This window comes from Chryseobacterium gambrini (assembly GCF_027920505.1).
Lineage (GTDB): Bacteria > Bacteroidota > Bacteroidia > Flavobacteriales > Weeksellaceae > Chryseobacterium > Chryseobacterium gambrini.
Window position 1 is genome coordinate 998849 of record NZ_CP115857.1, and the last position, 26675, is coordinate 1025523.

Here is a 26675-nt window from a genome sequence, read left to right on the forward strand (position 1 = left end):
ATTATGAAAAAATCAATATATAGATTAATTAAATTTTCTATACCTCCCCTGCTTTTCATCTGCTATGCAATATATCTAACCGGAAAAAACACAGATGATTTTTATAAAAGATTTTCTTCGCCCCAACAAAACTCCTTAATATTAGGAAGTTCCAGAGCAGCTTCTATGAATCCTGAAATTATTGATAAAATTATACATTCCAAGTATCCAGATGCAAAATTATACAATTATGCTTTTACCTGGGCACATTCTCCTTATGGTCCGAAATATCTGGAATCCATAAAAAAGAAACTGAAATCCGATACAAAAAATGGAGTATTTATTATAACTGTAGAGCCCACTGCATTAATGGTTAATAAAAATGAACCAGACGATCCGCAATATTATATCGAAAATGATAAATCGGTTGCAAAAACATCTCTGGTTGCTACAAATCCTAATCTGGAATATCTTTTGGAAAGCTATAACTTTTCTATTACTAATGAGGTAAATAAAAAAATAAGATCAGAAAAAAATCCTATGATTGAGGTTTCTGTGCGGGATAACGGACAGGTACATGGAAAAGTAATCAAGAGATTTTCTGCAGAAAAAAGAAAAGAAGTAAATGCAGAAAAAATGAAAGAATTAAAAAACAGATTTAACGATCTTAAAATTTCCAATATCCGATTAAATTATCTCTCAAAAACCATTGATTTTTTGAAGCAACATGGAAAAGTCATGGTTATTAGAATGCCGGTAAGTAAAATTCCATATGATATTGAAAATTCAGCAGTTCCTGATTTTGACAAAATCATATTACATATTACAACGTCTGAAAAAGTACCTTATATTAATTATAACAATTATCCGAATCATTACCAATGGATAGATGAGGTTCATCTCGAACCTTCATCAATGGATAAATTTTCCGGGGTAATTGCAAAAAATATTATCCGGTAGAAATATCAGCTCACTTTAAATAAAGGATTTATATTTGAATAATAACATCTGAAAAAGCTGTTTTTTCAGATGTCATTATTTTTAATTCTTCTGCAAATTTTTATCATGTCAGATTTCTACTAAAAGTTCCTGATAATATTAACGTAGAAATAAAACTACTTCAATATAAAAACCATCTTTATAATCAAAAATTTATTTATATTCGCAGTCCTTAAAATTATTGACCATGAGAAAAAAAATTACTCTATTCTTATTCGGAGTTCCTTTTTTTGGTTTTGCCCAGTCTGTGATCGGGAATATGAACTCGGGAGCGGTTTCTGCGGATAACTTTACGCATTCGGTGGGAGAAATTTATGTGATTCCTACGGATCCCGACAAAGCAAATTCCGGAACAATGGGAATGTTTTATCAGTCTGTTTTACAGGTTTTGGGTGTTTCAGAACTTGAAAAAGACCATGTGAAAATTTATCCGAACCCTACTGCTGATTTCATTTACGTTAAACTGAATTCAAAATCAAAAATCGAAGGTGCGGAAATTTATGATCTTTCCGGAAAGCTTGTTTTCAAAACTAAATTAGATTCTGAGCAACTGGATCTCAGACCGCTTCAACAGGGAGTTTATATGATCGTTTTCAAAAACTCCGACATCAAACCTATTAAAATTATCAAAAAACCTTAAAAAAACTATTTGAACATGAAAAAGCTTTACGCAACTATAGGATTATTTTTAGCAAGTTTAGTAAGCGCGCAGGTTCCGCAGGCTTTCAGCTATCAGACGATTGCTTTCAATGCGGCAGGAGCTCCGATTGCTAACGGAAACGTTTCTTTGAGAATCAGCATTCTGGATAATGCAGCCAACGGAACGGTTTTATATACAGAAACTCAAAACAAAACTACCAACGCCAAAGGTCTGGTAAACCTGAACATCGGACAGGGAACAGCTACTACAGGAAACTTCGGGGCGATCAACTGGGGAACCAACGCCAAATTTGTAAAGGTAGAAATGGATCCTGCAGGAGGTTCTAATTATACGAATGTCGGGGTAAATCAGTTGATGAGTGTGCCTTATGCACAAGTGAGCAAGACAGTTGTAACAGGAGCAGGACAGGGAATTACGCTAACTTCTCCTAATGGAACAAGTTATACTTTAGGAGTGAATGATTCCGGGACTTTAAGCTTACCTACAAATTCCAGCTCTGCAGGAAATACAGTACCTTCCAATTTGTATATGTATGGATCATATAATTCATTTAATCCATCAACTGCAGAACTTTTAAGAGGGAATGGACTTCCAAAAGTAGGATACAAATATCTGCAAGCTAACACCCAGATAAAATTTTTAGCTTCACCAGGAAACGGTGCTCAAACTTACGGTTCAAGTGCTATCGGTGCTATTGAAGCTAACGGAAGTAATTTTAATGTTACTTCTAATGGATTTTATGAGATTTATTTAGACCACGATACTGGTCCTGAAGTTATGGTTGGCTTTATCAACACAGTTCCTAAACTTAAGTTTACTTCAACAAACGGAAATCCGCCTACAACCAATGTAGCCTATAATACCTCAACGGGAAAGTTTACTATTAATGTATATGGTGTTACTACAGGCAATGGTTCATCTTTTTATGTACGTCTTGATGACGGACCAGAACCTGACGATTTGGGAGACAACCTAAATGATGGATCTTTTGATTTAAGTGGGGCTTCAATTAATTTTCCAAATGTTACTTCTACGCCGAAAAATTATAAGATTGAGTTTAATATTAATTTTAACGCAACAGGAACATACACAATCACACAAATATAAGCAAGAGATTATTAGCAATATACTTAACAGAAGCTCCTTTTCTAAAGGGGCTTTTTCTATTAAAAATATGAAATGTAAAAAACAAATCCTCCCGAAAATGAGAGGATTTATTATTGAAACTATGTCGTAGAAAATTTAATAAATATAAACTTCTAAGCATGAGCTTTTCTGAATTTAATCATGCTTAAAATAAACAGTCCTAAAAGTCCCAGAATAAAATAGCCTTCCGCAACCTGAAGCTGAATCTGAGGTTTTATGAATGCGGCAATTCCATAGCTTAATGCTGAAGTAATAATGAAGGCTACTCCACCCGTTAAACCTCCTGCAATTCCGGCAGAATTGGGAAACCTTCCGATACAGTAGGAAAAATAATTGTTGAAAATAAATCCTGCTGTTACGTGAATTAAAAAAGCAAAAGCAACCAGACTGTAAATATTATTGGAGAAAGAGGAAGCGGCAAACATAACAGCAATCAGAAGCAGTTGAATAAAGTTAGCGTTTCTTATTTTGGGTAAAAAAGCTTTGTTAATTAATGCCTTTCCTAAAAATCCTCCCGTCATCCACGCAAAACCGAGAATAAGAGAAACATATCCTGCCACAACTTCGGAATAGCCCATTTTATGCTCAATAATAAAGGAACCACAAAGATTAAAAAACATAATCATTGAGTAACTCAAGCCGCACATAATCATTCCGTAGAAAAAATCTTTAGCTTTGAACATGGAATTATATTCTTTAATCAGAAATTCCAAATGAAATGGATTTCTCTTTTTTAATGTTTCACCAGAGAATATAAATTCCAGAATCAGCAATAACAAACTGTACCCTGCCAAAACGTAGAAATTTGACTGCCATCCAAAGTTTTTCTGCAGATATCCTCCGATAAACGGTGCAACAATAGGTCCTACAGACCAAACAATTGTCATAATGCTGAGATAATGTTTCCGCTCTTCTCCTTCATAAACATCCACAAAAAAAGCTCTTTTGGCAACGACTGCAAAGCCAGACAAAACACCCTGCAAAACACGCATTGCATAGATCACAAAAATATTCTGCGTTGTAGCGGTAATTAAAAAAGAGGCGACAAAAAGTGCCAGAGAAATCATGGAAACTTTATATCTTCCGAAAGAATCTACAATACTTCCGGCAAAAAACTGGGTAAGACCGTAACTGATTAAAAATATGGATAAAGTAAGCTGGATATTGCTTTCCGTCTGGTGCAGTTCCGTTGCCATACTCGGCATAGAAGGCAGATAAATATCCGTTGCCAGTCCGGACATCGGAATAACGGCAAATGCTAAAACCGTAGCAATAAATTTGTTTTTTTCTTTAAGGGTAACCATTGCTGATGTTAAAAATTATCAATTGAAAATTCAGATTTCCGGAAAAAGATCCTGAAAATCTGAATTCATGCAATTTTAATTATTGACTAATTTCATTGATCCTTCGCTGTATCTTTCACCAACGTCGGGATATTTTTTTAATATAGAATCTATAGTTTTCAGGTCGGATTCTGAAAACTCAATTTTGGCTGCTTCAATATTTTCTTCGAGATATTGGATGCGTTTTGTTCCCGGAATCGGAATGATGTCATCTCCCTGATTCAGAACCCATGCTAAAGCAAGCTGAGTTCCTTTTACGCCTTTTGAAGCCGCAAAATCATTGATCTCCTGAGCTAAATTTCTGTTATTTTCAAGATATTTTTCCTGATAACGCGGTAAAGATTTTCTGAAATCTCCATCCGTAAAGCTCTGAGCTTCATTAATATTTGAAAAAAGTCCTCTTGCTAAAGGTGAATAAGGAACTAAAGTGATTCCCAGTTCACGGATTACAGGCAGAACTTCACGCTCCACATCTTTCGTAAGCAGGGAATATTCTGACTGCAGCGCGGTAATCGGATGAATTTTATGTGCTTTTCTGATCGATTCCGCAGAAGCTTCGGATAAACCTAAATATTTTACTTTTCCAGCCTTTACCAAATCTGCCATTGCTCCTACCGTTTCTTCCACAGGAATATTCGGATCCACTCTGTGCGCATAATACAAATCGATTTCATCAATTTTCAGGCGCTGAAGGCTTAAATCCACTGCCTTTTTAATCCATTCCGGTGAACCGTCGAAATACGTTCCCGGAGCACCGCTGTGACCGGCTTGTCCGTCTTTAAAACGGAATCCGAATTTGGTTGCGATAAAAATTTTGTCACGATTCGGAACCAAAACTTTTGAAATTAATTTTTCATTTTCTCCGTTGGCATACATATCGGCTGTATCCCAAAAGTTGATCCCCAGATCCAACGATTTATGAAGGGTTTTAATACTTTCCTGCTCATCTGTGGGTCCGTAAGCAAAGCTCATTCCCATACATCCCAAACCGATAGCAGATAATTCTTTTCCGGTGTTTCCTAATTTTCTAAATTTCATGATAGCTTGTGATTTAAAAGTTACAGTACAAAATTATAACAGCCTCTGAATGATTTCAATATAGAATTCAAACGAAGAATTATAAAATTCAAACAAGCGCAGTCCTTACTGCATTGGGCGTCATTCCGGTTTGTTTTTTAAAATAATTGGTAAAATAGGCAGGTTCTTCAAAGCCTAATCCATAGGCAATTTCAGAAACATTCCAGTCAGTATGTTTTAATAAGGCATGAGCTTCCTGAATAATTCTAGCTGCAATCTGCTGACTTGTCGTTTTTCCCGTAATTTCCTTTACGGAACGGTTTAAAGAATTAACGTGAATGGAAAGACTTTCTGCATAATCCACCGGACTTTTGAGTTTTAGAAATCTCTCGGGACTGTCAATCGGAAATTGTCTTTCCAGCAGTTCCATGAATAAGGAAGCGACTCTCTGCGAAGCATTTTGATAAGGTTCAAAATTTTCCGCAGGATGCATTTTCATCGTTTCGTGGATCAGAAGATGAAGGTAAGCACGCAGCATATCATATTTATGAAGATAATCAGACTGAATTTCGTTCATCATTTTAATAAAGATATCGGCAACGGTTTTCTGCTGTTCTTCATTGATAAAGAAGACGGGAGTTCCGCCAATTTTGAAGAGCTGGGAATCCTGAAGATTTCCCAGACGGTTTCCGTCATGCACAAAATGATCTGTAAAGAGGCAGAAAAAACCTTTCTGATCATTATCTTCTGCTTCCCAAGAATAAGGAATTACCGGATTCGAAAAGAGCAAAGCAGGCCGATCCACATAGATCCATTTGTCGGCATAATGCAGTTTTCCTTTCCCGATGATTAATGAAATTTTATAATAATCTCTTCTGCTGTACGGCGTAATGAGTGAGCAGTTTTCGCGTGAAAAAACATTAAAATGTCCTACTCCGGGAGTTTTGATGCACTCCAGACCGACGCGTTGATAAAATCCTTTTACAGTTTCATTAGATTCCATGCTTCAAAATTATAAAATTCAAACATAAATATGATCATGAAATAATCATCATAGATAAAATAAAAACGACTGATCTTTCGACCAGCCATTTAAGATTGAATATAATTGATTAATTGGTTTTAATGATGACCTTTTCCGTTTTTATGCCTGTAAACTTTGGCTTTTTTATCCATGTGTTTATAGCGTTTGTCATTATTTTTATTTCTATTGTAAACTGCTACAGGGTTTTGTCCTTTGTAATATCTGTTTTTAAATTTAGCATATTTATCTCTTCCTAAAATTCTTTCCAACTCTACATAACGGTCATTTCTCCATCGATCAGGATTATTATCATATACTCTGTTCCAGGAATCATAATCTCTGTAACGGTCGTTCAGTGCATAAATCTGGTTTGCCTGTGTTGTTGAAAGCACCAGATCTGAAATTACGCTCTGCCAGTTCACATCTGAGATGCTTCTTCTGTAATCGTTGTAATAATCTGTCTGTGCGTAGGATAAACCAAAAGTTCCTACCAACATCATTGTTATGATTAACTTTTTCATCTTTCATTCAATTTAAATTCTACTGTATAGAAATTTTCAATTTGAATGCCAAAATATTTTTAATCATTTTTAAAGATCATCAAACCAAGTATAAATCATTGATTTCCTAATATTTATAATCTATTCATAAATTTTTCTTAACGGTTTTAAAAATTCTTAAAATTTTCGCTGATTTCAGTTTTAATTTGTAATTTTAAAAGGAGAAAAGTTCTCCAATCTTTTTCAATCACCGAAAAATCTCAATCGTATGGAAAATATAAAATTTGAAGTATCTCCGTATCAGGATGAATTGCAGATACTTATTGACGGAAAAAAGTCGGGCTATATGTCCATTGAGATCGACGGCAGACTTTTAATTGTCTACTACACCAAACTTGAAGAGGAGCATGAAGGAAAAGGTTACGCCAAAATGCTTCTTGACGAACTTGTTTGCTATGCCGAAGAAAAAGATCTTCTGGTAGATCCTGAATGTGATTTTGTAAGACAGCAGTTTGAAAATCATCCTGCCCGTTACAAAGACATTTGGCACGCGTAAATTAGTCTTTCCACCAGACTCTGAACTTATTATCTGAAGCATTCAGATCAACAGGTTCGCCGATCATGGGTGTTAAAATATTAAGATTTTTATCTTTTCCGAGCTTCGTTACTTTTTCCAGCGGTTCGTTCCAAGCGTGGAGTGCCAATGCGAATTTGGACGAATGCACCGGAATGATATTTTTTGCCTTTACATCAATACTTGCATGAATAACATCTTCCGGCAACGCATGAATGTATTTCCATGCTTCATTATACTGCCCGTTTTCCATAAACGCATAATCGAAAGGTCCGTATTTTTCACCGATCATTTTGAAGTGGGTATCGTAGCCGCTGTCTCCGCCTAAAAACAGTTTCTTTGTTGGAGTTTCCAGAACATAGGAAGTCCAGAGTGTGACATTTCTTTTTACTTTTCTTCCTGAAAAATGTCTTGCAGGAGTATAAATTATTTTAAGATCATTCTTCAAAACAACTTCACTTCCCCACTCTTCTTCGATGAGCTGTTCCGGTTCATAACCCCATCTTTCCAGATGTGAACCGACTCCCAATGGCAAAATTACTTTTTTTACTTTATTTTTAATAGCTTTTACCGTAGGATAATCCAGATGGTCGTAATGATCGTGGGTAATCACCAGATAATCAAGCTCCGGAATATCTTCGGGCTTAAAAATATCAGCTCCGGAAAAGGCTTTGTTGAAAAACTTAAACGGCGAACCGTAAGAACTTAACACCGGATCTATAAGAAATGAAACGCCATCGGTCTGAATGTAATACGAAGAATGTCCCAACCACACAAAAATATCTTCATTTTTAGGAAGGTTTTTTAAATCTGTATGAATGGATGGAATATTTTTCAGTGGCTTTAAAAGTGGATTTTTTTTAGCAAAAAAGAAATCGAACATTACTTTAGGCATGGAATATCCTTCTGCAAGAGAGGGTGTTTCGCTGAGGTTCTGAAACTGACCATCTCTGTAATGAGCGGACTGCTGCATTCTTTTTAACCTCTCTCCTTTTGCTTCTGCGCCAAAGACTTCCTGTCTTGTAATTACAAAATATAATAAAACCACTAAAACTGCGACTGCAATAATTGTATAAACCATTTCTTAAAATAATTGTCAAATGTATGACTTTATAAGCTATGACGATTTAAAATTGAAATTCCTTTATTTTTTATCTGAATAATTTTTAGTAATTGTTGTAACGTCTGGTTTGCAGAGGATTTATTGATATTTTTGTGATATATTTCGTTCGCAATTGCGTTTGATTTATTAAACTTATCTAAACTTTTTTACCGCAAAAGATGCAAAAAATTGTAACACTTTAGTTGTTCAAGTTGAATACTTAAATGGAAAAAAAGAGGAAGAATTCAATATCAATTATGAAGAAAATAAAAATACAGACAGGGTTTCGCCTGTCTGAACGGGATAAACAATAGTTTTCCCAAAAAATAGTTTAAACAAATTTAAAAAATAATTTGCATACTAACATACCTTTTGAGGTTAAATTTAAACAACTTCATTTTAATAATACAAAGTGGCGAAATCCAAAATGCTTTATTTAATTTGAAATATGTTAAAATTTTAAGTATTTTGGTTGTTTATGGTAAACATCAACAATTCATTGGGGTAAAGTAATTATTTTAGCATTGGTAAAATTGAAAATGCGCCTCAGAAATTATTTCATATTAGTATTAATTGTCTCGCTATGCTCTTGTGTGTCTGTAAAAAAGCACAATGAGCAGCAGAAAGTATGTATTTCCCCCGAAAAACTGAAAGAAGATGTAGATTTTGCGTATTCCAAACTGAAAGAAACGCACCCAAATTTGTATTGGTACATCACCAAGGAAACGCTGGATTTTAAGTTTGACAGTCTTAAACAAACGATTCAGGAGCCGCTTACGCCGCTTCAGTTTTATTTTAAATTGCAGCCTGTGATTGCGGAAATCCGGGAAGGTCATCTTTCGCTGAGAATTCCGTCCAAGAGAATTAGCAAAAAGGAAATTAAAACGCTGGAAGGGAAAAAAGGAATGTTCAGCCGTTTTGAATATTATGTGAAAAACGACAGGCTTTACATTATCGAAAATAAAGATTCGATCCAAAATATAAAGCCGGGAACAGAAATTCTCTCGATCGATAAGGTTCCTGTTTCTGAATATATTAAACGGTATAAAAAACTGATCAGCAGTGATGGTTTCAACACGACTTTTCAGCCTTATTTCCTGAAGGATGTTTTCTTCAATTATTATGTTGCAGAAAAAGGCTACGAAGACCGTGCAACTCTGGAAACGGTTTATCATGGAGAAAAGAGGACTTATGAACTTAAGAGGGAATTAAAATCTGACGAGGATCTTAAAAAAGACAAGGAAAACAAAAAACGGACGCAGGAGAAAAAAGTGAATGATTATGTTGCTTTGAGCAATTCTTATAACCGGAATTTTAAATTTTTAGATCAAGACAGTACGGTTGCGTACATTCAGGTGAAAAGTTTTTCGGGTGTTTTTTCTTCGAAGTTTTATAAAGAAACGTTCAGAAAGATTAAAAAAGCGGATGCAAAATATTTAATTATTGATATTCGGAACAATTACGGCGGTTCGCTTGAAGAAATTAATAATCTGTATTCTTATCTGAGTTCTGAGCCGTACACGCTGATAAAACCGTCACAGGTAATCTCGAAATCGTCGCCTCTGAAAACCAATTATTTCAGAAAATCCGGTTTTTTGCAGTATGCTTTCAAAACATTGATGTATCCTGCATTTTTCTTCGGACAGACTTTCAGCACGTATAAAAAAGACGGCAAATTTTATTACAAAACGAGAGCCGACAAAGTATCTAAACCCAAAAATGATGTTTTTAAAGGGAAAGTTTTTGTGCTGATTAATGGCTCGAGTTTTTCAGCTTCTTCAATTTTAACCTCAAAGCTTAAAAATGATAAGAAAGCAGTTCTTGTAGGTGAGGAAACCGGAGGAGCCAATGACGGTACGGTTGCGGGATTTTATTCTTTTCAAACGCTGCCTAATTCCAAGATCGATCTGCCCATCGGTGTTCTTCTGGTACAGCCCAATATTACGTTTACTGATACTAAAAAGGGGGTTGTTCCGGATGTGAAAGTTTCTGAAACCATGGAGGATATTCTTGAGAAAAAAGATCCGCAACTGGATTGGATCATGACAGAAATTGAAAAAGAAAAACGTCCATAACTGATGTCAAAAAGTATTTTTAAAATTTCAAAAATCATCATTGCGGCTCTGTTTTTATGGTTCGTCATTCACTCCATTTATATTGTTACCGATGGTCTTTCTGATCAGGGAAAACGTGCCGATCTTGCCGTTATTCTGGGAAATAAAGTGAATGAAGACGGGACTTTATCAACAAGGCTTGAAAAACGTCTGGAAACCGGAATTGCGTTGTATCAGCAACACAGAATCCAAAAGATTCTGGTGAGTGGCGGATTGGGAAAGGAAGGATTTTACGAAGGGGATAAAATGAAAGAGTTTCTCCTTAGCAAAGGAATTCCTGATTCTGTAATTATTGTTGATAATAAAGGAGATAACACAAGATTAACCGTTGAAAATACGCTTAAACTTGAACCCAAATTACATTTTAAAAGCATTATCGTTGTTTCCCAATATTTCCATGTTACCCGAACCAAAAAACTATTTGAAGATCAAGGTTTTGAAAATGTAAGTTCAGCAAGTCCTGCTTATTTTGAATGGCGGGATCTGTATTCGATTTTGCGTGAATTTCCGGCTTATTATACGCAGTAAAGATTTCTTGGTTTTCGGCGGCTTCGCCGCCGAAAACCAAGAAAACCCAGAAACCTATTTTTTCAGTTCAGAGAAAAGCGTTTCAATCTGCTTGATATATTTTCCGTAGAACACATTAAACCAAAGTTTTCCCAGTAAAAGCAGCAAAGGCATCGTGATAATCATGGTAGAAATCAGCGTAATGGCAATCTGTGTATCCGATAAAGGAACCGGTCTCGGTATAAACTCCAGAACGATAATAAGTTCGCAGACTAAAAACGGGACAAAAGCAAGATAAAAAGACAGGTAGTATTGCTTATTCAGGTTAAACTGATGCAAAAGATCCTGCAGACTGTCATAGGTCTTCATCATCGTCTCGCTCATATTTTTATACAGCTTAAAAAACTGACTGTAAAAGAAAAACGTTACAAAAACCATAGATCCTATAAGAATTGTGATGTAAAATTTAAACTTAAAAGATCCTGCACATACTGCAATTAAGGCAAAAGCAAAAACGAAAATTGCCACGGTAGACCAAAATTCCATCCGCATATTTTTACGGATTTTTTCCAGCGGAAGATGGATTCTGTTTTTCTGCTCAATGCTTATTTCAGGAGTCCCGTCGAAAGAATGATCTTCATTCCATGTATTTTTAAGGTCGTCTATATTCATGATGTTTGATTTAAATGTTATTGTGTATTTGCGTTTAAGATATCTTTCAGCTTGTTTTTGGCGCGGTTCATTTTTACCCTTACATTTCCTTCGGAAATCCCCATCTGTTCGGCAATCTGCTTTCCGGAAAAATCTTCGAGATAATAGAAAATAAAAGCTTTGTCAATAGGATTCAACTGATGAATGGCTTTATACATAGCATTCAGTTTTTCTTCTTTTTCATGATCAAATTCTTCCTGAATAATTTTATATTCCGAAAAATCTTCATTTCCTATAAAACTCCTTCTTTTTTCGTTTTTAAGGAAAATAATGGCTGTATTCAGGGCAATTCTGTACAGCCAGGTCGAAAATTCGCTTTCTCCTTTAAATTTGGGATACGCTTTCCATACCTGAAAGGTGATCTCCTGAAAAAGATCATCGCGGTCTTCTTTTTCGTCCATGTACATTTTAGAAATCTTAAAAATGATTCCTTTATGTTTTTCTATTTCTCTTAAAAATTCGTGTTCTAATGAGGTCATAATTTTACGCTCTATAGAATTAGTTTGCCCTTCAGAAAAATGTTACAGTTTTTTTATTTAAATCTGTTTAAACATTTCGTAGAATTCTAGTTGCAGGGTAACACAGAACATTTAAAGATTTTTTTTAACAAAAAACCCGGCAGAAATATTCCGCCGGGCATTCATTGTGTTTTTTTTGATGCTGAAAACTTATTCTACTACTATCTTTTTAGAAACAGCAGTACCATTTACACTAATTTTAATGATGTAAATTCCTTTTTGGAACCCAGAAATATTAATTTTATTGGTTCCTTTATATAATTTTTCATCCTGTTTTACCAGTTTTCCTGAAACATCATAAATTTCGAAGGTTGCATCATTCTTAGTATTTTCAATGGTGAACACTCCGTTTTTAACAGGATTTGGATAAACATTAAATTGACTCTCTAAATTATTTTTAACTTCATTGGTCGAAAGAAGCCCATTGCCAATGCCTACTGCATACCATGCTTTCACGTTTTGCTGCTGCTCGTTACCTGTTGCTCCATAAAGATCTGTAACCGCCTGTTTACTGGCTGTATAAGCATCTATAAACTGGCTGTTTGCAGTAAGATAGTTCGCAAGTGTTCGGTACGCTATTTTTTCGGCTTTTTGGATCGTAATTCCTGTTACGTTAAATGCATTTCCAATATCATTTGTTCCGGAACCTCCTGCTGATAAAAGATAAAACCAATAGTTTCCTACCCCGCTGTTTGTATGAACTCCCCCATTATCCGTAGCACTTGTGGGATCTACCCAATAAGTTCCCTGATAAGTATCCGGTTGCTGCGACCCCAATGCTGCAGGACCCGAGTTCGGATTCGACATGCTTCTTAAAAATGTAAAGCCCAGAGCCGGGTTCGGAATCCCCTCACCAATCGTCCAGTTCGGACTGATATTAGAATAAAATTCTATTGATGCTCCAAATATATCTGCAAAAGATTCGTTTAAAGCTCCTGATTCGCCCTGATAAGCAAGATTTGCTGTTCGGCTCACCATTAAATGAGAGTATTCATGACCTGCAACATCTATTCCCACAAACGGGCTAAAATATCCTGATAAACCCTGATAAACGCCGTTTCCATAAACCATCGCTACAATCCCCTGTGTATCGATTGCGGCAGCATTTACTCCGTTCGCAGGTTGTCCTGCACTTGCAAAATTGATATTGTAATAATTTCTTACAATGGATCCGTTGCCATCATAAGAATTCCTGTTATGTCTGCTCACATAGTAATCATGAGCCTTTGCCATTGCCCAGTGAACTTCAACAGGAGGTTTTGTATCTGCTGTCGTGAAGTTAGGTGTTGTACTCGTATATTCAGTAATCGCACCTGTAAGCTCACCGGTTGCAGTATTTCCGTTTCCGTCCCAGTTGGTACCGTTCAAAGTATGGATATTTCTCGCATTATCTTTCAATCGGTAAGATCCGCTGTAAGAATCCACAGTTATCTGCTGATTTCCCTTATAGAAAGTGGCACTTGTAGAAGAAGTATCTGCAAAAGGTTTTGCGATGTTTATGATTTCATTATTGTGCTGATGAATCTTTTCTAACTTTTTAACAACCTGCTTGGTTGCATTATCTACATAGTACAAATAACTCTTCAGAGCCTTCAGGGAAAGTGCATTAATCTGAGATGCAAAATATAGCTTTACCCCTTTAGCAGAATTTACTTTTGTGATAACCTGCTCAAAATCGGTAAAGGAGAGATTCGGAGCCTTCATATCATTACTTACGATATTTTCTGTCTCGGATTTCGTAAGCGGCTGTGAGATCTGTAAATCTATATTATCTGTAAATTCTCCGTTTACAAAAGTAAGAATCCCGTTTTTCTCGTGAACCAGAATTAATTCATCTGCAACCTTTACATTTTTATAATAATGCTGAAAAGATGAATGTTTAATTCCCAATTCATCCGTAGCAGTTTTTACCAGTGAAAAAGAATGATCTCCATTACTTCCCAGCCACTCTCCTAAATGATTAATAAGATAATCCGAAGGAATATTCTGCCCGCTGAAATCAGCACTGAAATTTCCCATTGATGAAGTAGTAATACGCTTAGGAAAATTTTTCACAGAAAGCTCTGTACGTTCTTTTTTCTGAGCCTTTACCAAAGAAGGCGGTGCAATACCGATAGCAAATGAAAAAATCAATGCTTTAACAATTGTAACTGTCTTTTTCATATTATTCTTTTTTGATTAAATCTGACAGTTAGTAGGAAAAGATAAAGTTTGTTACAAAAAAGACAGCAATTCTATTAAATTAAGAATATTTATTTTTTAATTCCCTTTGTTTAAGGCTTTTTGAAGGATATGCAAGTCGATGAAATCAAGCTTTGCGCCGATTAGAATAACCGCCAATAAGACAATCGTTAAAAATAAAATAATGAAAACATAAGCGGAAGCAAACCACAATACTGTGTTCAGGATATTTCCTTTAATTCCGAATTTTTTGATGAAATATTTCTGGGAACGTTCAAACCACGTTTTATCTCTGTTCTTTCTTTGTTTGATTTCTACTTCAACGCCATTAAGTTCATCCACAAGACATACAACATCTTCAATGTATTTTCCGTACATATAATAGATCCAGTACTTTATTAAAATAAACAAAACAAAAATGGCGATCAAAAAACTGACGACAAAAACAGCAAAATGGTAATCTATATTAAACTGAAAATCAATCTGCTCAAGAGAAGAAACAAACGCTAAAGGAATATAAGAGATGTAGTATGAAATATAAATTTCCTTAGAAACCAAAAGTTGTGTTTTGAGGTTGAAAAGATCATAATTGGTATTAATACTTGTCTTTTTCAGCATTTTATACAGCTTAATGAATCTTGAATAAAAATAGATGATAATCCCTAACGTAAGAACAGCGACTAATATCGAAATTGTCTTTACATTAAAATCTTCCGTTGCAAAAGGAAATCCTATTAAAAGCATAGGAAGCGTGAGAATCATCAGCCAGAATTCAGTTTTCATGTTGATTCTGATCATTTCCAGTGGCGAATGTATTTCGTTCTGCTTTTCCAAAGAAATTTCCGGAAGCTCCTGATGATCTTTTTCCCAGAGTTCTTTAAAATTTTCTAATTTCATACCTTATAGTTTAGAGATCCGTTTGTTTTTCGATAATTTCTTTCAGTTTTGTTTTCGCCCGGTTCAGCTTTACTCTTGCATTTACCTCCGTTATTCCCAGTTGCTTTGCAATCTCCTTACCCGGAAAATCTTCCAGATAGAAAAAAATCAACGCTTTGTCAATAGGACTGAGCTGATGGATCGCTTCATACATCATTTTCATATTCCTATCCTCTGCATCATTATAAGAATCCTGCTGAACACGAAGATTTTCTATACTCTGATTCTGTATAAAACTACGTTTTTTTTCGCTTCGGAGAAAGACAATGGCGGTATTAAGGGCGGTTCTGTACAGCCATGTGGAAAATTCACTTTTTTTCTGAAAATCGCTGTAGGATTTCCACGCCTGATAGATGATCTCCTGATAGAGATCATTCTGATCGTCGGGATTATCCATGTACATCTTCGAGATCTTGAAAATCACGCCTTTATGCTTTTCAATTTTCTCTAAGAATTCCTTTTCCAGTAAAGACATTTTTTAGGCTATGCTTCAGTTAGTAGGAAATACTGCATTTTGTTACAATAATTATTTTAAATTTTTACATACCACATTATTATTTATGGCTTAATATTTGGAATTCCTGAATCACACCAAAAATATAAATATGCCTTACATTACAAAACAGGACGATCAGAACGTCCAGCTTTACTATGAAGATTTCGGATCCGGACAACCCATTATTTTAATCCACGGATGGCCGTTAAGCGGGAAATCGTGGGAAATGCAGATTCCGGTGCTTTTAAATTTAGGATATCGCGTGATCGCATACGACAGAAAAGGTTTCGGAAAATCTTCACCAACTTATGACGGATACGATTATGACGGACTGGCAAAAGATCTTCATGAAATCATCTCACAGTTAGACCTTAAAAATGTTATCCTCTTCGGATTCTCTATGGGAGGTGGAGAAGTCGTGCGTTATTTAACGAATTACGGTTCAGAAAATGTAGACAAAGTCGCTCTAATCTCATCCATCATTCCGATTGTAAAACAGAAAGAAGACAATCCTGACGGAGTTCCTCAGGAAAAACTGGACGAGATCATGAATGCGCTGAAAACAGACCGAATCACTTTCCTTGAATCTTTCCACAAAGATTTTTATAATTTCGGAATGCTTTCAAAGCCTGTGAGCCAGAAACAACTAGATTTCGACTGGGCAATTGCTTCTTTTGCCAATCCTATTGCCACCATAAAATGTGCTGAAAGCTGGGCAAACACAGATTTCCGTCCCGAGTTAGCCAACGTCAATGTAAGAACACTGATTGTTCATGGAGACTCGGATAATATTGTTCCAATCGATACTGCGGGAAAACAGGCTGCACAGGGAATTGCCGATAATGAATTTGTTATCATTGAAGGTGCGCCTCACGGCTTAAATGTAACCCACTCAGATGATTTAAACAGCATTATCAGCAGATTTTTAACGGAAAAATAACTTTTCTTCCAAATATATGTTTTTGATTTTTACTAATCAAATAATCCGCAGTCCTTTCAGATTGCGGATTTTATTTTATGGTCGTTATTTAACTAATTTCAAATTAAACCCCAAAAGGCACAAAAGATAATGACAAAGCTCAATTTTAGAGTAATGAAGACGCTCAAAAGAATAAAAATCAGAGATTTTTTAAAAACTATTGTGCTTTTTTCTTATTACTCTTGTTAACTTTAATAAAGCATCAAAATCATTTGTAACTGTTTGGTTAATTAAACTCTTATTAATCTGTAAAAGTTGTCGTCTTTGAGCACAACAAAATAAAGTCGAAAAAATCTAAAATCACTTCAAGTTAAAAGATTTCATTTCCACTATACACTTTAAAACTCTATTCAGAATGACAGATTTTTTTGATATTTTAAAGTTTAACACATTAGTCACATAAGATTATTTTAAATAAATGCCTAAAAGATCACATGAGAAGAAAATCAAAGATTTTCATAGACTAATGTGTTCTGATCTAAAGTTTAGAAATTATTATAAAATCTTATGTGGCTTATGTGTTTAAACAAAAACTTTTACGCTTGTTAACTTGTGACTTTGCAGTCAAAAAAAGTTTAATAAGTTTCAAAATCAGGTTAAAAGATCAGTGATTAAAAAATATAATCCGTACTCAGGAAATTAGAATCATGATCTCTTACAATCGTGTTCAGTAGATTTTTATTGGAATCTGTAACTTTTGCAGCAACCAGAGAGCGGATTGAAAACGAACGAAGCGCATCAAAAACAGAAAGCGTTCCTTCTGCACTGTCTTTTCTTCCGGTGAACGGGAAAACATCCGGTCCGCGCTGGGCCTGACAATTGATATTCACTCGGCTTACCAGATTCACAAAAGGATCGATTAATCTGGAAACTTCCATCGCATCTTCACTGAAAATACTCACCTGCATTCCGTGATCTGCATGAACCTGATAATCGATGGGTTCCTCGATATCATCAAAAGGAACCACCGGAATTACAGGACCGAACTGCTCTTCATGATACAGCTTCATTTCATGATTTACCGGAAAAACCACTGCCGGAAAAACAAAAGATTCTTCTGTAAAACCACCGTTTTCATTTAAAACTTTAGCACCTTTCGACAGCGCATCATCGATACACTCTTTCAGGTAAGAAGGCTTGTTCACTTCCGGAAGCGGAGTAATTTTCACATCCTTTTCCCATGGAAGTCCCGGTTTCATTGCCGAAACAGCTTCCGTTAATTTGCGGGTAAACTCTTCTGCCACCTCTTTCTGAACGAAAATTAATTTTAAAGCGGTGCATCTCTGTCCGTTGAAAGAAAGAGATCCCAAAATACATTCACTCACCGCAACATCCAGATTGGCGTGTTTTGTAACAATAGCCGCATTCTTAGCATCTAAACTTAAAATTGCTCTTAAACGATTAACTTTCGGATGCAGTTTTTTCAGTCCGTTCGCTACTTTACTCGATCCGATGAATGCAAGAACATTCACCTTTCCGCTTTCCATAATCGGCGTAATAATTTCAGAACCTTTTCCGTACAACGTATTTACCGTTCCTTTCGGGAAAGCTTCTTTAAAAGCATTTAATAAAGGGTAATGTGCTAAAACACCATGTTTTGGAAGTTTAAACAGAATGGTATTTCCCATAATCAACGCCGGAATAAGCGTCGTGAAGATTTCATTTAAAGGATAATTGAAAGGTCCCATGCTTAACACCACACCAAGCGGAGCTCTTCTGATTTGGGCAATTGTTCCTTCCGCCTGCTGAAAACGGGAAGATTCTCTGTCCAGATCTTTCAGTGCATCAATCGTCTGGTTGATGTAATCCACCGTTCTGTCGAATTCTTTCGTAGAATCTGCCAATGTTTTCCCAATCTCCCACATCAGCAATCTGATCACAAGATCTCTCTGCTGAATCATTAAGTATACAAATCTCTGCATACATTTTATTCTTCCTTCCACAGACATTGTTGGCCACTCTCCAAGTCCGTTGTCGTATGCTTTTACGCAGGCATCCAAAACTTTCATGGCTTCATCGGGACCGATATTCGGGATGCTTCCCAACAGTTTTCTCTCCAGACCATTTTCTGTAGGAATGCAGACCGGAGAATAAATATTCTGCACATCGCCATTCCATTTCACCAGTTCTCCGTTGAGAAGATATTCACGCTGATGAATTTCGGGAACTTTATATGCTTCGGGAATTTCGTTTTCGGATTTGAATATTTCATGAAATAACGGGCTGTTTGCTGAACTCATAAATCTTTTATTTTTTTAATAATGATAAGGTTAAAATTTGTCTATACTAAAGGTAGACCTAAAAATCGATTTTAAAAAGACCTTCGTAATAGATTTCCTCTATTTAAAACAAAAATTAACATTCCGCTTCTAGATTACGAAAATCTATCATTTTCTTCTTCTGTGATCTTCAAGTATTGAAAATAAAAACTCATGTGACTAATGTGTTATATTTAAAATAATAAAATTGCTCTGTCATTCAGAATGAAATTTCGCAAAGCATTATGCAATGAAGAATCTATTAAGATGCAGTTATTTTTAGATTTTTCGGCTCCACTTCGTTTCGCTCAAAATGACAGCCTTGCAGGTTGAAGAGTTTTTAACACTTAAGTCACATAAGATTTTAAATAAATTAAGCATTATATTAGAACACATTAGTTTATGAAAATCTTCGATTTTCTTCTTATGTGAACTTCTAATTATTTTATTAAACTAAACTTATGTGACTTAAGTGTTATATTTAAAAATCCTGTCATGCAGAATGAAATTTTGCGTAGCAATATGCAATGAAGAATCTCTTATAAATAGGATAATTTTAGATTTTTCGGCTCCACTTCGTTGCGCTTAAAATGACAGTGTCACACATTAAAAGTAAGAGTTTTTAAACACTTAAGTCACATAAGATTTTAAATAATATAAGCTTTATATTAGAGCACATTAGTTTATGAAAATCTTTGATTTTCTACTTATGTGATCTTTTAAATACTTCATTAAACTAAACTTATGTGACTAATGTGTTATATTTTAAAAAAGTAAAACTGTCATTCTGAAAGGAATTTTGCGAAGCATTATGCTATGTAGAATCTCTTAAAATGGAGTTATTTGAGATTTTTCGGCTCCACTTCGTTGCGCTCAAAATGACAGTGTTGCAGATTGAAATATAAAAGTTTTTAAACACATTAGTCACATAAGATTTTAAATAATTTAAGCTTTAGATCAGAGCACATTAGCTTGTGAAAATCTTAGATTTTCTTCTCATGTGATCTACTAAATATTTCATTAAACTAAACTTATGTGACTAATGTGTTATAATTTTAAAAAAGTAAAACTGTCATTCTGAATGGAATTTTGCGAAGCATTATGCAATGAAGAATCTATTAAAATGCAGTTGCTTTAGATTTTTCGGCTTCACTTCGTTGGGCTCAAAATGACAGCCATATCAATTAAAAATTTTTGATTAGTATAGTCCTTTTTGCTATTACATTAAAAAATTATTTACATTGAAAAAATCATTTCGTCTTTACCAGAATAACTCCGTTTTTTCCTTTCTCACCATAAATTGCAGTTGCTGAAGCTCCCTTTAAAACATTCATCGATTTTATGGATTTTGGGTTCAATTTATTGAACTTTTTTTCGCTGATAATTTTTCCGTTCAGAACGTACAAAGGTCTGTAATCATCAATTTTAACGGAATGAATTCCTCCGAGAATCAGCCTGTCCGAATGAATTGTATCACTTATCTTTACACCAGAAGTCATTCCTCTTAATTGAGCTGCAGATTTTTCAGCCGGATGTTCTTCAGAAGTTACTGTTGTAATACCTGTAACCATTTGTTTACATTCTTTCTTAGTAGTAAATCCTGTGAGAATAACCTCATCTATCATTTCCGCTTTTACAGAATCATTAACCATTTTCTTCTGCGCATTCAGTGCGACAAAGCCCGCTGTTGTAAAAACAAAGCCTACTGCGAATTTGGTAAGCAGTGAATTGAGGTAAGAATACTGCAGATCTCTGTCGAGTTGAGATTCGTTGAAATTTCCACAGATATTTTCTGATGTGTTAGAAAAAGCATTGATGATTTCTTCATCCGAAGCGTTCGTAAAATCTCTCACCGTCTTTGAACAGACAGCGCAAAATCGTCCTTTGTCTTCGGGTGTCATCATTTCCCAGTTTTCGTGACATGGTTTTGGTATCGTGATTTTCATACTGATCTTTTCTTATAAAGATGCATGGTTTGATGAAAAGGTTGGAAAAGGGAATGATTTTTTTTAAACCGGATCAAAATTTTCATTAATAGCAAACCGAAGGTTTAACGAAGTTATGAGTAACAAAAAGATGGGGATAATAATTTAAGTTTGAATGTAACATATCAATCTACTCAAAAAATTTTACGATATTTCGGAACTTAAAAACAGGACAATTATTTATTGATTTTTAATTACCATGAAGGAAGAAAATATAGAACGGCTCAATTCTCTGTTTTCCAATTTAAAAACGGAAGAACAAAAACTGCAGGAAAGTCTTGCCAAGAAGAAAAGTGAGGAAGATATGTTTATTGAAGAGTTCAGAACGCTGAGTAAAAACCTCATCGAACCCAAAATGCAGGAATTCAGAAGGATGCTGAGAGAAAACGGATTTGGCTGTAAAGTAACTTTTAATGAAGAAAATAAAAACGGTTTGGGCGTTAATTCACAAACCCATATGAAACTTCAGATTTCCAGAAATGTAGAATCTAATTTTTATGCGAATGATAAATTTCCGCACATCATGTTCGTTGCCGATAAAAATCTAAAACGCATCGGAATTCATCAGGACACCATCTTCCAGAACGGAACCGGAACCGCCGCTTTCAAAGAGCAGAAATATACTCTGGAAACAATTACCGAAGAAAATATTGAAAAAGAAATTTTAGAATCGATTGAAAACATATTGATGAACAGATAGAATAAATTGCCTGTCAATTATTTTATCATAAACCTTCTACAGGCTCAGTGTTACACCGTTGAAAATAACAGTCTGTACCGGAGAAGTCATACTGAGCTTGTAGAAGTATATTTTTACTTTAAAATTTAAAGCTCTAAAAATTCTTGGTATACCAGAAAACAAGTGCCGTAAACATAAAGGTGAGAATAAACCAGACAAAAGCCGTCACTACAATTCCTGCTGCACCATACAGAATAATACTGAAGGTTTTGTTCGCGGTTCCTGAATTTTTCAACAGGGTATAAGTTTCGCCTTTAAAGAAACGAACCGCTAAAAATATCAGAATTCCAATACAGCTAACCGTAGAAAACAGCGCCCCCATTAAAGGCTCAAAAATAGGTCCGCAAGATAAAACAGTCATCATTTTCATTAATTATTTACATTCAGGTGAAAATATCTCGGATCGGGATATTGAAATTCAAAATTCAGCTCTTCTATTAATTTTGCAGGGGAAATTATTCTTCCCATTGTTCTCCTCTCCCCTTCATAAGCCAGATTTTTCTGCGAGTTGATGACTTCTTCTTTGTTGGGATGAATCGGCGCAACAATATTATAAACTTTAGCCTGAGATTTCTGGTCTAACATTTTTTCAACAACCGAACAGATATCTGCGTAATGAATATGATTCACCAACTGATCCAGATGAGAGATATTATAGTTTTTCAGCAGTCTTTCACCACCCATTAAACCGCCCAGTCTCAGAATATTGGTCTGAGGGAATTTCTCCAGCATAAAGCTTTCGCTTTCCACTTCCGCTGCCGGAAGATCATCCTCTGTAAATTCTTTTTCAATATCCGGATAAACGCCTGTGGAACTTGTATAAAAAATCTGACGGTTAAAATCTCCTATAAAACGAAGCAGGTTTTCTCTTTTTCCCGTCATCGGAATTCTGGAGCCTCTAAGTCCCGAAAAAGGAACGGCAACAATAATGGCGCCCAGTTCAGAAGCTGTTTTCCACGGTTTCATGTAAGCATCAATTTCATCTGGAAATTTTACCAGATCCGCATGATATCCTTTAGATTTCAGAATATCCAGTTTTGATTCTGTTGTAGTGGTCGCAAAAATTTCATAGTTTTTAGACAGATGCTCCGCCAAATGATTTCCCAACCAGCCACAGCCAATGATCCCGAGTTTCTTCATATTTTTTATTTGCCGAAAATTACAATTTTATTATGGTTTTTCAGCGCTGAAAATTGTAAAAAGTAAGCTAAGTATAATCATCAAAATTTCAACTTTTTTATAGATAAAATATTCTTTTTGGAAAACGCAAGGATGCAATATTTTTATTCGTCTCAGATCTTATCTTAGGCGCAAGAAAATCAAAGATTTTCATAAACTAATGTGTTCTGATCTAAAGCTTAAATTATTTTAAAATCTTATGTGACTTAAGTGTTTAAAAACTTTTCAACCTGCAAAGCTGTCATTTTGAGCGGAACGAAGTGGAGTCGAAAAATCTCAAATTACTTCATAATAAGAGATTCTTCATTGCATATTGCTTCGCAAAATTCCTTTCTGAATGACAGTTTTACTGTTTTAAAATATAACACTTAAGTCACATAAGTTTAGTTTAATAAAATAATTAGAAGTTCACATAAGAAGAAAATCAAAGATTTTCATAGACTAATGTGTTCTGATCTAAAGCTTAATTTATTTAAAATCTTATGTGCCTTAAGTGTTTAAAAACTCTTACTTTTAATGTGTGACACTGTCATTTTGAGCGAAACAAAGTGAAGTCGAAAAATCTAAAATCACAGCGTTTTAAGAGATTCTTCATTTCATAATGCTTCGCAAAATTCCATTCTGAATGACAGAATGATTTAACCGCAAAAGGCACAAAAGACAATGACAAAGCCAAGTTTCAGAATAATTGAAGTCCTCAAAAGCATAAAAATCAGAGATTTTTAAAAACTGTTGTGTTCTTTTATTCTTACGCTTGTTAACTTTAATAAAACATCAAAATCTTTTGCGCCTTTTGTGGTTAAAAAATTACGTGTATTTAGTCTTTAAAGCTGTTATTTTCTAAGAGATTCTTCATTGCATATTGCTTCGCAAAATTTCATTCTGAATGACAGATTTCCTTTATGGCTTTCGTGGTTAAATTTAAAACGATTGTTATCTAAAAATTCATTTCAAAAAAAATTGCCATCAAATTAATCTTCAGATTCTCTGAGATTGTGATGAAAAAATACGGTTAAAAGCAATGGATTGTTGAAATCATCTGCTGTTTCGATCTTCGGCTTTTGTTTAAAAAAAGAATTTCTGAAGCTGAATATCATCATTAAAGCATCATCCTGAAAACGGTATAAAGAAACAGTTATGTTGATAAAACCCTTTGATCTGTAGAAATATATTTCGGTATATTGATCCTGATAATGAAATATTCTTTGGTTTACGCGATCAATCATTACGACAACGTTTCCCTTTTCATCAAAGTATTCAGTTTTCTCCCAAAAAAAACCTGAATATTTAATCCTGTATATTTGATCTTTGATTTTCAGCCTTTCATTAGTTGAGAAAACAAAATTAGCCAGCCTTTCCGCAACGATATTCCCTGCTTCATCTAAAATCTGACAAGAAGATAAAATTTGCTTTATCGTGAATAATTTCATCCTTCAAAAATATCATTTTCCTGATGAAAAACAATTTTTACTTTACAAATAAATCTTTGCAGGTATACCGAAGCTTTTTGTTATTGATGCTTACTCTTCCGTTATATTCGTAGAGAGAAACCGAGTCGAAATGCAATGCAATTTTATGAATATCAATTTCAAGATCTACATCATGGTTGTTCGAAAATCTTAAGATCTGTTTTTTCTGGTTGCCCAATGAATCTGTAATCTTTTTATTCTCGCTTAATTTTACGGTATCTTCATAGACTCTGTAATCTTTTTTCCATCCCTGAAATTCATCAAGCCTGATGTAGAACAATGAATCATTGATCCTTTTTACAGAAAACAGATCATACATACAGTGCATCGTAAGATCGCTCAGGTTTTCTTTGTTATTAAAACTGCTGTTTAGATAATCCCATTCGTCCTTTTTCACCTCATGATCTTTTTTACAGGAAACCAGAGCCAGAAATAGAAAAATGTAAAATATTTTATTCATAAAAAACAAGTTGAGATTAAAAAATTTTCTTTCTGAATACAAAAACAATCACTCCCGAAAAGAGCAGATACGCGATTGCTATACAGGAACTGATCAGTTCGGTTCTTCGTATGGGTTTGGTCTGAAATGTAATTTCCTTAATCGCTTTCTTTTGTACATGATCGATTACCGGCGGCGTATACAAAGCCAGTCTTTCTTCCAGAACAGGCTTATTAAAACCGTACTCTTTTGCCATTTTATAAGTTTCTGCGGCTTCTTCTTTTTCCTGCATCAGGTAAGAAATATTCCCGAGATCAAATAAAAGCTGTGCTACGATTTTATCCTTCGGTTTTACAAAAGAAACCCTCTCATTAAGTTGGTAATACAATTGCTTTCTTAAAACAAAAAGTTCCCCATTACCTCTTTCCGATTCAGGAAATTTTCCATTTCCAAAATCATTTCCGATTAAAAATCTGGAATTGATCAACTTTCCGCCTTTCATTTTGGCTTTCAGAATATTGATGTGAATCCATTCGGAACCGTAGTGAGAATTGGGGTTTATTTTTACTGCTTTTTCAATCCAGCGCAGCGCTTCGGCATTATTCCCGATCAGTTCATAAGCGGTACCGATATTGGAAGCGGTAGAATATCGGTTGGGTTCCGCTTTTTCAATCTTTTTGTAAAGTTCAATGGCTTCCTTATATTTTCCCTGAATAATCAGGATCAGTCCTTTATCTGAAAGGTAATTCAGTTTTCCTGTTTCCATGTAGCCCTTTTCCAACGATAACAGTATTTTATTAAGCTCTTCGGTATTGGTAAAAGAATGACCATAAGGAACATATCCTTCATAGTCTTCATAGAGAATGGTTCCGTCTTCGAGATGCAGTGTTTCTCCGTTCAGGCATCCGAATGCGGGAACAGAAAATAAAACCCCGAACAATACACTAAAAAAATATTTCCTCATATACGATTTCTATGGTTATTGGTTTAAAAAAGTTTTTATTCGCAAAAGATACAAAACCTGCAGCATAAAATTAATTTTAATAATCAAATAAGTCCAATTATTCCACCCAAATATTAAAAGATCACATAAGAAGAAAATCAAAGATTTTCATAGACTAATGTGTTCTGATATAAAGCTTAGAAATTATTTAAAATCTTATGTGACTGATGTGTTTAAAAACTTTTTCATTTAATCTGCAACACTGTCATTTTGAGCGCAACGAAGTGGAGTCGAAAAATCTCAAATTACTTCATACTAAGAGATTCTTCATTGCATATTGCTTCGCAAAATTTCATTCTGAATGACAGTTTTACTGCTTTAAAATATAACACATTAGTCACATAAGTTTAGTTTAATGAAGTATTTAAAAGATCACATAAGTAGAAAATCAAAGATTTTCATAAACTAATGTGCTCTAATATAAAGCTTATATTATTTAAAATCTTATGTGACTTAAGTGTTTAAAAACTCTTACTTTTAATGTGTGACACTGTCATTTTAAGCGCAACGAAGTGGAGCCGAAAAATCTAAAACAATTGCATTTTAAGAGATTCTTCATTCTATAATGCTGCGCAAAATTTCATTCTGAATGACAGTTTTACTGCTTTAAAATATAACACATTAGTCACATAAGTTTAGTTAAATATTTAGAAGATCACATAAGAAGAAAATCAAAGATTTTCATAGACTAATGTGATCTGATATAAAAGCATAGAAGTTATTTAAAATCTTATGTGACTGATGTGTTTAAAAACTCTTTCATTTAATCTGCAACACTGTCATTTTGAGCGCAACGAAGTGGAGCCGAAAAATCTA

The 26675-nt window shown here is 34.7% G+C and carries 25 protein-coding genes; 8 read left to right on the plus strand and 17 right to left on the minus strand.

The annotated features are described in order from the left end of the window. The first annotated feature begins 3 nt into the window (after positions 1-3). From PFY09_RS04445 to PFY09_RS04455, 3 genes are all read left to right on the plus strand, one after another. A complete protein-coding gene (locus PFY09_RS04445; protein WP_271161549.1) occupies positions 4-939 on the plus strand; it encodes a hypothetical protein in 936 nt (311 codons plus the stop codon). 226 nt (positions 940-1165) lie between these two features. Further along, positions 1166-1618 carry a T9SS type A sorting domain-containing protein gene (locus PFY09_RS04450; RefSeq protein WP_268054231.1) on the plus strand — a complete coding sequence of 151 codons (453 nt, stop codon included), beginning with the start codon at positions 1166-1168 and terminating at the stop codon, positions 1616-1618. A 15-nt stretch (positions 1619-1633) separates the two neighbouring features. Beyond that, positions 1634-2746, plus strand: a complete 1113-nt coding sequence (locus PFY09_RS04455) for a cadherin repeat domain-containing protein (protein WP_271161550.1) — start codon at positions 1634-1636, stop codon at positions 2744-2746. 152 nt (positions 2747-2898) lie between these two features. On the opposite strand, the gene PFY09_RS04460 is transcribed toward PFY09_RS04455, so the two are convergent. The 4 genes from PFY09_RS04460 to PFY09_RS04475 form a co-directional block, all read right to left on the minus strand. Then, a complete protein-coding gene (locus tag PFY09_RS04460) occupies positions 2899-4089 on the minus strand; it encodes an MFS transporter (RefSeq protein WP_271161551.1) in 1191 nt (396 codons plus the stop codon). Between the two features lie 75 nt (positions 4090-4164). Further along, positions 4165-5166 (minus strand): aldo/keto reductase, encoded by a 1002-nt coding sequence (locus PFY09_RS04465; RefSeq protein WP_271161552.1) that lies wholly within the window; start codon positions 5164-5166, stop codon positions 4165-4167. An 88-nt stretch (positions 5167-5254) separates the two neighbouring features. Continuing rightward, positions 5255-6148, minus strand: a complete 894-nt coding sequence (locus tag PFY09_RS04470; RefSeq protein ID WP_116098087.1) for a helix-turn-helix domain-containing protein — start codon at positions 6146-6148, stop codon at positions 5255-5257. Between the two features lie 119 nt (positions 6149-6267). Continuing rightward, positions 6268-6690, minus strand: a complete 423-nt coding sequence (locus PFY09_RS04475; RefSeq protein WP_271161553.1) for a hypothetical protein — start codon at positions 6688-6690, stop codon at positions 6268-6270. Positions 6691-6937: 247 nt separating this feature from the next. Here PFY09_RS04475 and PFY09_RS04480 point away from each other — a divergent pair, with 247 nt between their 5' ends. Next, positions 6938-7225 carry a GNAT family N-acetyltransferase gene (locus PFY09_RS04480; RefSeq protein ID WP_271161554.1) on the plus strand — a complete coding sequence of 96 codons (288 nt, stop codon included), beginning with the start codon at positions 6938-6940 and terminating at the stop codon, positions 7223-7225. 1 nt (position 7226) lies between these two features. Here PFY09_RS04480 and PFY09_RS04485 read toward each other — a convergent pair whose 3' ends face one another. After that, on the minus strand, positions 7227-8324 hold the full coding sequence (locus PFY09_RS04485; RefSeq protein WP_271161555.1) for an MBL fold metallo-hydrolase: 1098 nt from the start codon (positions 8322-8324) through the stop codon (positions 7227-7229). A gap of 614 nt (positions 8325-8938) precedes the next feature. On the opposite strand from PFY09_RS04485, the gene PFY09_RS04490 reads away from it, so the two are divergent. Then, entirely contained in the window at positions 8939-10420 is a 1482-nt protein-coding gene (locus PFY09_RS04490) for a S41 family peptidase (RefSeq protein WP_271161556.1), read from the plus strand. Between the two features lie 3 nt (positions 10421-10423). Next, positions 10424-10987 (plus strand): YdcF family protein, encoded by a 564-nt coding sequence (locus PFY09_RS04495; protein WP_271161557.1) that lies wholly within the window; start codon positions 10424-10426, stop codon positions 10985-10987. A 54-nt stretch (positions 10988-11041) separates the two neighbouring features. On the opposite strand, the gene PFY09_RS04500 is transcribed toward PFY09_RS04495, so the two are convergent. The 5 genes from PFY09_RS04500 to PFY09_RS04520 form a co-directional block, all read right to left on the minus strand. Further along, a complete protein-coding gene (locus PFY09_RS04500) occupies positions 11042-11638 on the minus strand; it encodes a hypothetical protein (protein ID WP_271161558.1) in 597 nt (198 codons plus the stop codon). A gap of 17 nt (positions 11639-11655) precedes the next feature. Further along, positions 11656-12156, minus strand: a complete 501-nt coding sequence (locus tag PFY09_RS04505; RefSeq protein ID WP_271161559.1) for an RNA polymerase sigma factor — start codon at positions 12154-12156, stop codon at positions 11656-11658. A 189-nt stretch (positions 12157-12345) separates the two neighbouring features. After that, entirely contained in the window at positions 12346-14358 is a 2013-nt protein-coding gene (locus tag PFY09_RS04510; RefSeq protein WP_271161560.1) for a M4 family metallopeptidase, read from the minus strand. 96 nt (positions 14359-14454) lie between these two features. Continuing rightward, a complete protein-coding gene (locus tag PFY09_RS04515; RefSeq protein WP_271161561.1) occupies positions 14455-15273 on the minus strand; it encodes a hypothetical protein in 819 nt (272 codons plus the stop codon). Positions 15274-15283: 10 nt separating this feature from the next. Then, positions 15284-15787, minus strand: a complete 504-nt coding sequence (locus tag PFY09_RS04520) for an RNA polymerase sigma factor (RefSeq protein WP_271161562.1) — start codon at positions 15785-15787, stop codon at positions 15284-15286. Between the two features lie 130 nt (positions 15788-15917). Between PFY09_RS04520 and PFY09_RS04525 the strand changes: the two genes are divergently transcribed. Then, positions 15918-16748 carry an alpha/beta fold hydrolase gene (locus PFY09_RS04525; RefSeq protein WP_271161563.1) on the plus strand — a complete coding sequence of 277 codons (831 nt, stop codon included), beginning with the start codon at positions 15918-15920 and terminating at the stop codon, positions 16746-16748. A 650-nt stretch (positions 16749-17398) separates the two neighbouring features. On the opposite strand, the gene PFY09_RS04530 is transcribed toward PFY09_RS04525, so the two are convergent. Beyond that, on the minus strand, positions 17399-19027 hold the full coding sequence (locus PFY09_RS04530) for an NADP-dependent glyceraldehyde-3-phosphate dehydrogenase (RefSeq protein ID WP_271161564.1): 1629 nt from the start codon (positions 19025-19027) through the stop codon (positions 17399-17401). Between the two features lie 1268 nt (positions 19028-20295). Beyond that, the gene (locus tag PFY09_RS04535) at positions 20296-20991 is read right to left on the minus strand and encodes a TonB-dependent receptor plug domain-containing protein (RefSeq protein ID WP_271161565.1); all 696 of its coding nucleotides are present in this window, start codon (positions 20989-20991) and stop codon (positions 20296-20298) included. 238 nt (positions 20992-21229) lie between these two features. Between PFY09_RS04535 and PFY09_RS04540 the strand changes: the two genes are divergently transcribed. Then, a complete protein-coding gene (locus PFY09_RS04540; RefSeq protein WP_271161566.1) occupies positions 21230-21730 on the plus strand; it encodes a hypothetical protein in 501 nt (166 codons plus the stop codon). A 133-nt stretch (positions 21731-21863) separates the two neighbouring features. Here the strand turns inward: PFY09_RS04540 and PFY09_RS04545 are convergent, their stop codons facing one another. From PFY09_RS04545 to PFY09_RS04565, 5 genes are all read right to left on the minus strand, one after another. Beyond that, positions 21864-22133, minus strand: a complete 270-nt coding sequence (locus tag PFY09_RS04545) for a hypothetical protein (protein WP_271161567.1) — start codon at positions 22131-22133, stop codon at positions 21864-21866. Positions 22134-22138: 5 nt separating this feature from the next. After that, positions 22139-22909 (minus strand): Rossmann-fold NAD(P)-binding domain-containing protein, encoded by a 771-nt coding sequence (locus PFY09_RS04550; protein ID WP_271161568.1) that lies wholly within the window; start codon positions 22907-22909, stop codon positions 22139-22141. Positions 22910-23919: 1010 nt separating this feature from the next. Beyond that, positions 23920-24378 carry a hypothetical protein gene (locus PFY09_RS04555; protein WP_271161569.1) on the minus strand — a complete coding sequence of 153 codons (459 nt, stop codon included), beginning with the start codon at positions 24376-24378 and terminating at the stop codon, positions 23920-23922. 37 nt (positions 24379-24415) lie between these two features. Beyond that, a complete protein-coding gene (locus PFY09_RS04560) occupies positions 24416-24877 on the minus strand; it encodes a hypothetical protein (RefSeq protein WP_271161570.1) in 462 nt (153 codons plus the stop codon). A 16-nt stretch (positions 24878-24893) separates the two neighbouring features. Further along, positions 24894-25820: a tetratricopeptide repeat protein gene (locus PFY09_RS04565; protein ID WP_271161571.1), complete on the minus strand. Its 927-nt coding sequence runs from the start codon at positions 25818-25820 to the stop codon at positions 24894-24896. Positions 25821-26675 lie beyond the last annotated feature (855 nt).

Excerpts from the sequence above, each read along its gene's own strand:
- PFY09_RS04475 (WP_271161553.1), bottom strand. The coding sequence starts at position 6,690 with ATGAAAAAGTTAATCATAACAATGATGTTGGTAGGAACTTTTGGTTTA.
- PFY09_RS04500 (WP_271161558.1), bottom strand. The coding sequence starts at position 11,638 with ATGAATATAGACGACCTTAAAAATACATGGAATGAAGATCATTCTTTC.
- PFY09_RS04455 (WP_271161550.1), top strand. The coding sequence starts at position 1,634 with ATGAAAAAGCTTTACGCAACTATAGGATTATTTTTAGCAAGTTTAGTA.
- PFY09_RS04560 (WP_271161570.1), bottom strand. The coding sequence starts at position 24,877 with ATGAATAAAATATTTTACATTTTTCTATTTCTGGCTCTGGTTTCCTGT.
- PFY09_RS04535 (WP_271161565.1), bottom strand. The coding sequence starts at position 20,991 with ATGAAAATCACGATACCAAAACCATGTCACGAAAACTGGGAAATGATG.
- PFY09_RS04495 (WP_271161557.1), top strand. The coding sequence starts at position 10,424 with ATGTCAAAAAGTATTTTTAAAATTTCAAAAATCATCATTGCGGCTCTG.
- PFY09_RS04520 (WP_271161562.1), bottom strand. The coding sequence starts at position 15,787 with ATGTCTTTACTGGAAAAGGAATTCTTAGAGAAAATTGAAAAGCATAAA.
- PFY09_RS04460 (WP_271161551.1), bottom strand. The coding sequence starts at position 4,089 with ATGGTTACCCTTAAAGAAAAAAACAAATTTATTGCTACGGTTTTAGCA.
- PFY09_RS04555 (WP_271161569.1), bottom strand. The coding sequence starts at position 24,378 with ATGAAATTATTCACGATAAAGCAAATTTTATCTTCTTGTCAGATTTTA.
- PFY09_RS04470 (WP_116098087.1), bottom strand. The coding sequence starts at position 6,148 with ATGGAATCTAATGAAACTGTAAAAGGATTTTATCAACGCGTCGGTCTG.
- PFY09_RS04525 (WP_271161563.1), top strand. The coding sequence starts at position 15,918 with ATGCCTTACATTACAAAACAGGACGATCAGAACGTCCAGCTTTACTAT.
- PFY09_RS04515 (WP_271161561.1), bottom strand. The coding sequence starts at position 15,273 with ATGAAATTAGAAAATTTTAAAGAACTCTGGGAAAAAGATCATCAGGAG.
- PFY09_RS04565 (WP_271161571.1), bottom strand. The coding sequence starts at position 25,820 with ATGAGGAAATATTTTTTTAGTGTATTGTTCGGGGTTTTATTTTCTGTT.
- PFY09_RS04465 (WP_271161552.1), bottom strand. The coding sequence starts at position 5,166 with ATGAAATTTAGAAAATTAGGAAACACCGGAAAAGAATTATCTGCTATC.
- PFY09_RS04545 (WP_271161567.1), bottom strand. The coding sequence starts at position 22,133 with ATGATGACTGTTTTATCTTGCGGACCTATTTTTGAGCCTTTAATGGGG.
- PFY09_RS04505 (WP_271161559.1), bottom strand. The coding sequence starts at position 12,156 with ATGACCTCATTAGAACACGAATTTTTAAGAGAAATAGAAAAACATAAA.
- PFY09_RS04540 (WP_271161566.1), top strand. The coding sequence starts at position 21,230 with ATGAAGGAAGAAAATATAGAACGGCTCAATTCTCTGTTTTCCAATTTA.
- PFY09_RS04480 (WP_271161554.1), top strand. The coding sequence starts at position 6,938 with ATGGAAAATATAAAATTTGAAGTATCTCCGTATCAGGATGAATTGCAG.
- PFY09_RS04510 (WP_271161560.1), bottom strand. The coding sequence starts at position 14,358 with ATGAAAAAGACAGTTACAATTGTTAAAGCATTGATTTTTTCATTTGCT.
- PFY09_RS04485 (WP_271161555.1), bottom strand. The coding sequence starts at position 8,324 with ATGGTTTATACAATTATTGCAGTCGCAGTTTTAGTGGTTTTATTATAT.
- PFY09_RS04445 (WP_271161549.1), top strand. The coding sequence starts at position 4 with ATGAAAAAATCAATATATAGATTAATTAAATTTTCTATACCTCCCCTG.
- PFY09_RS04530 (WP_271161564.1), bottom strand. The coding sequence starts at position 19,027 with ATGAGTTCAGCAAACAGCCCGTTATTTCATGAAATATTCAAATCCGAA.
- PFY09_RS04450 (WP_268054231.1), top strand. The coding sequence starts at position 1,166 with ATGAGAAAAAAAATTACTCTATTCTTATTCGGAGTTCCTTTTTTTGGT.
- PFY09_RS04550 (WP_271161568.1), bottom strand. The coding sequence starts at position 22,909 with ATGAAGAAACTCGGGATCATTGGCTGTGGCTGGTTGGGAAATCATTTG.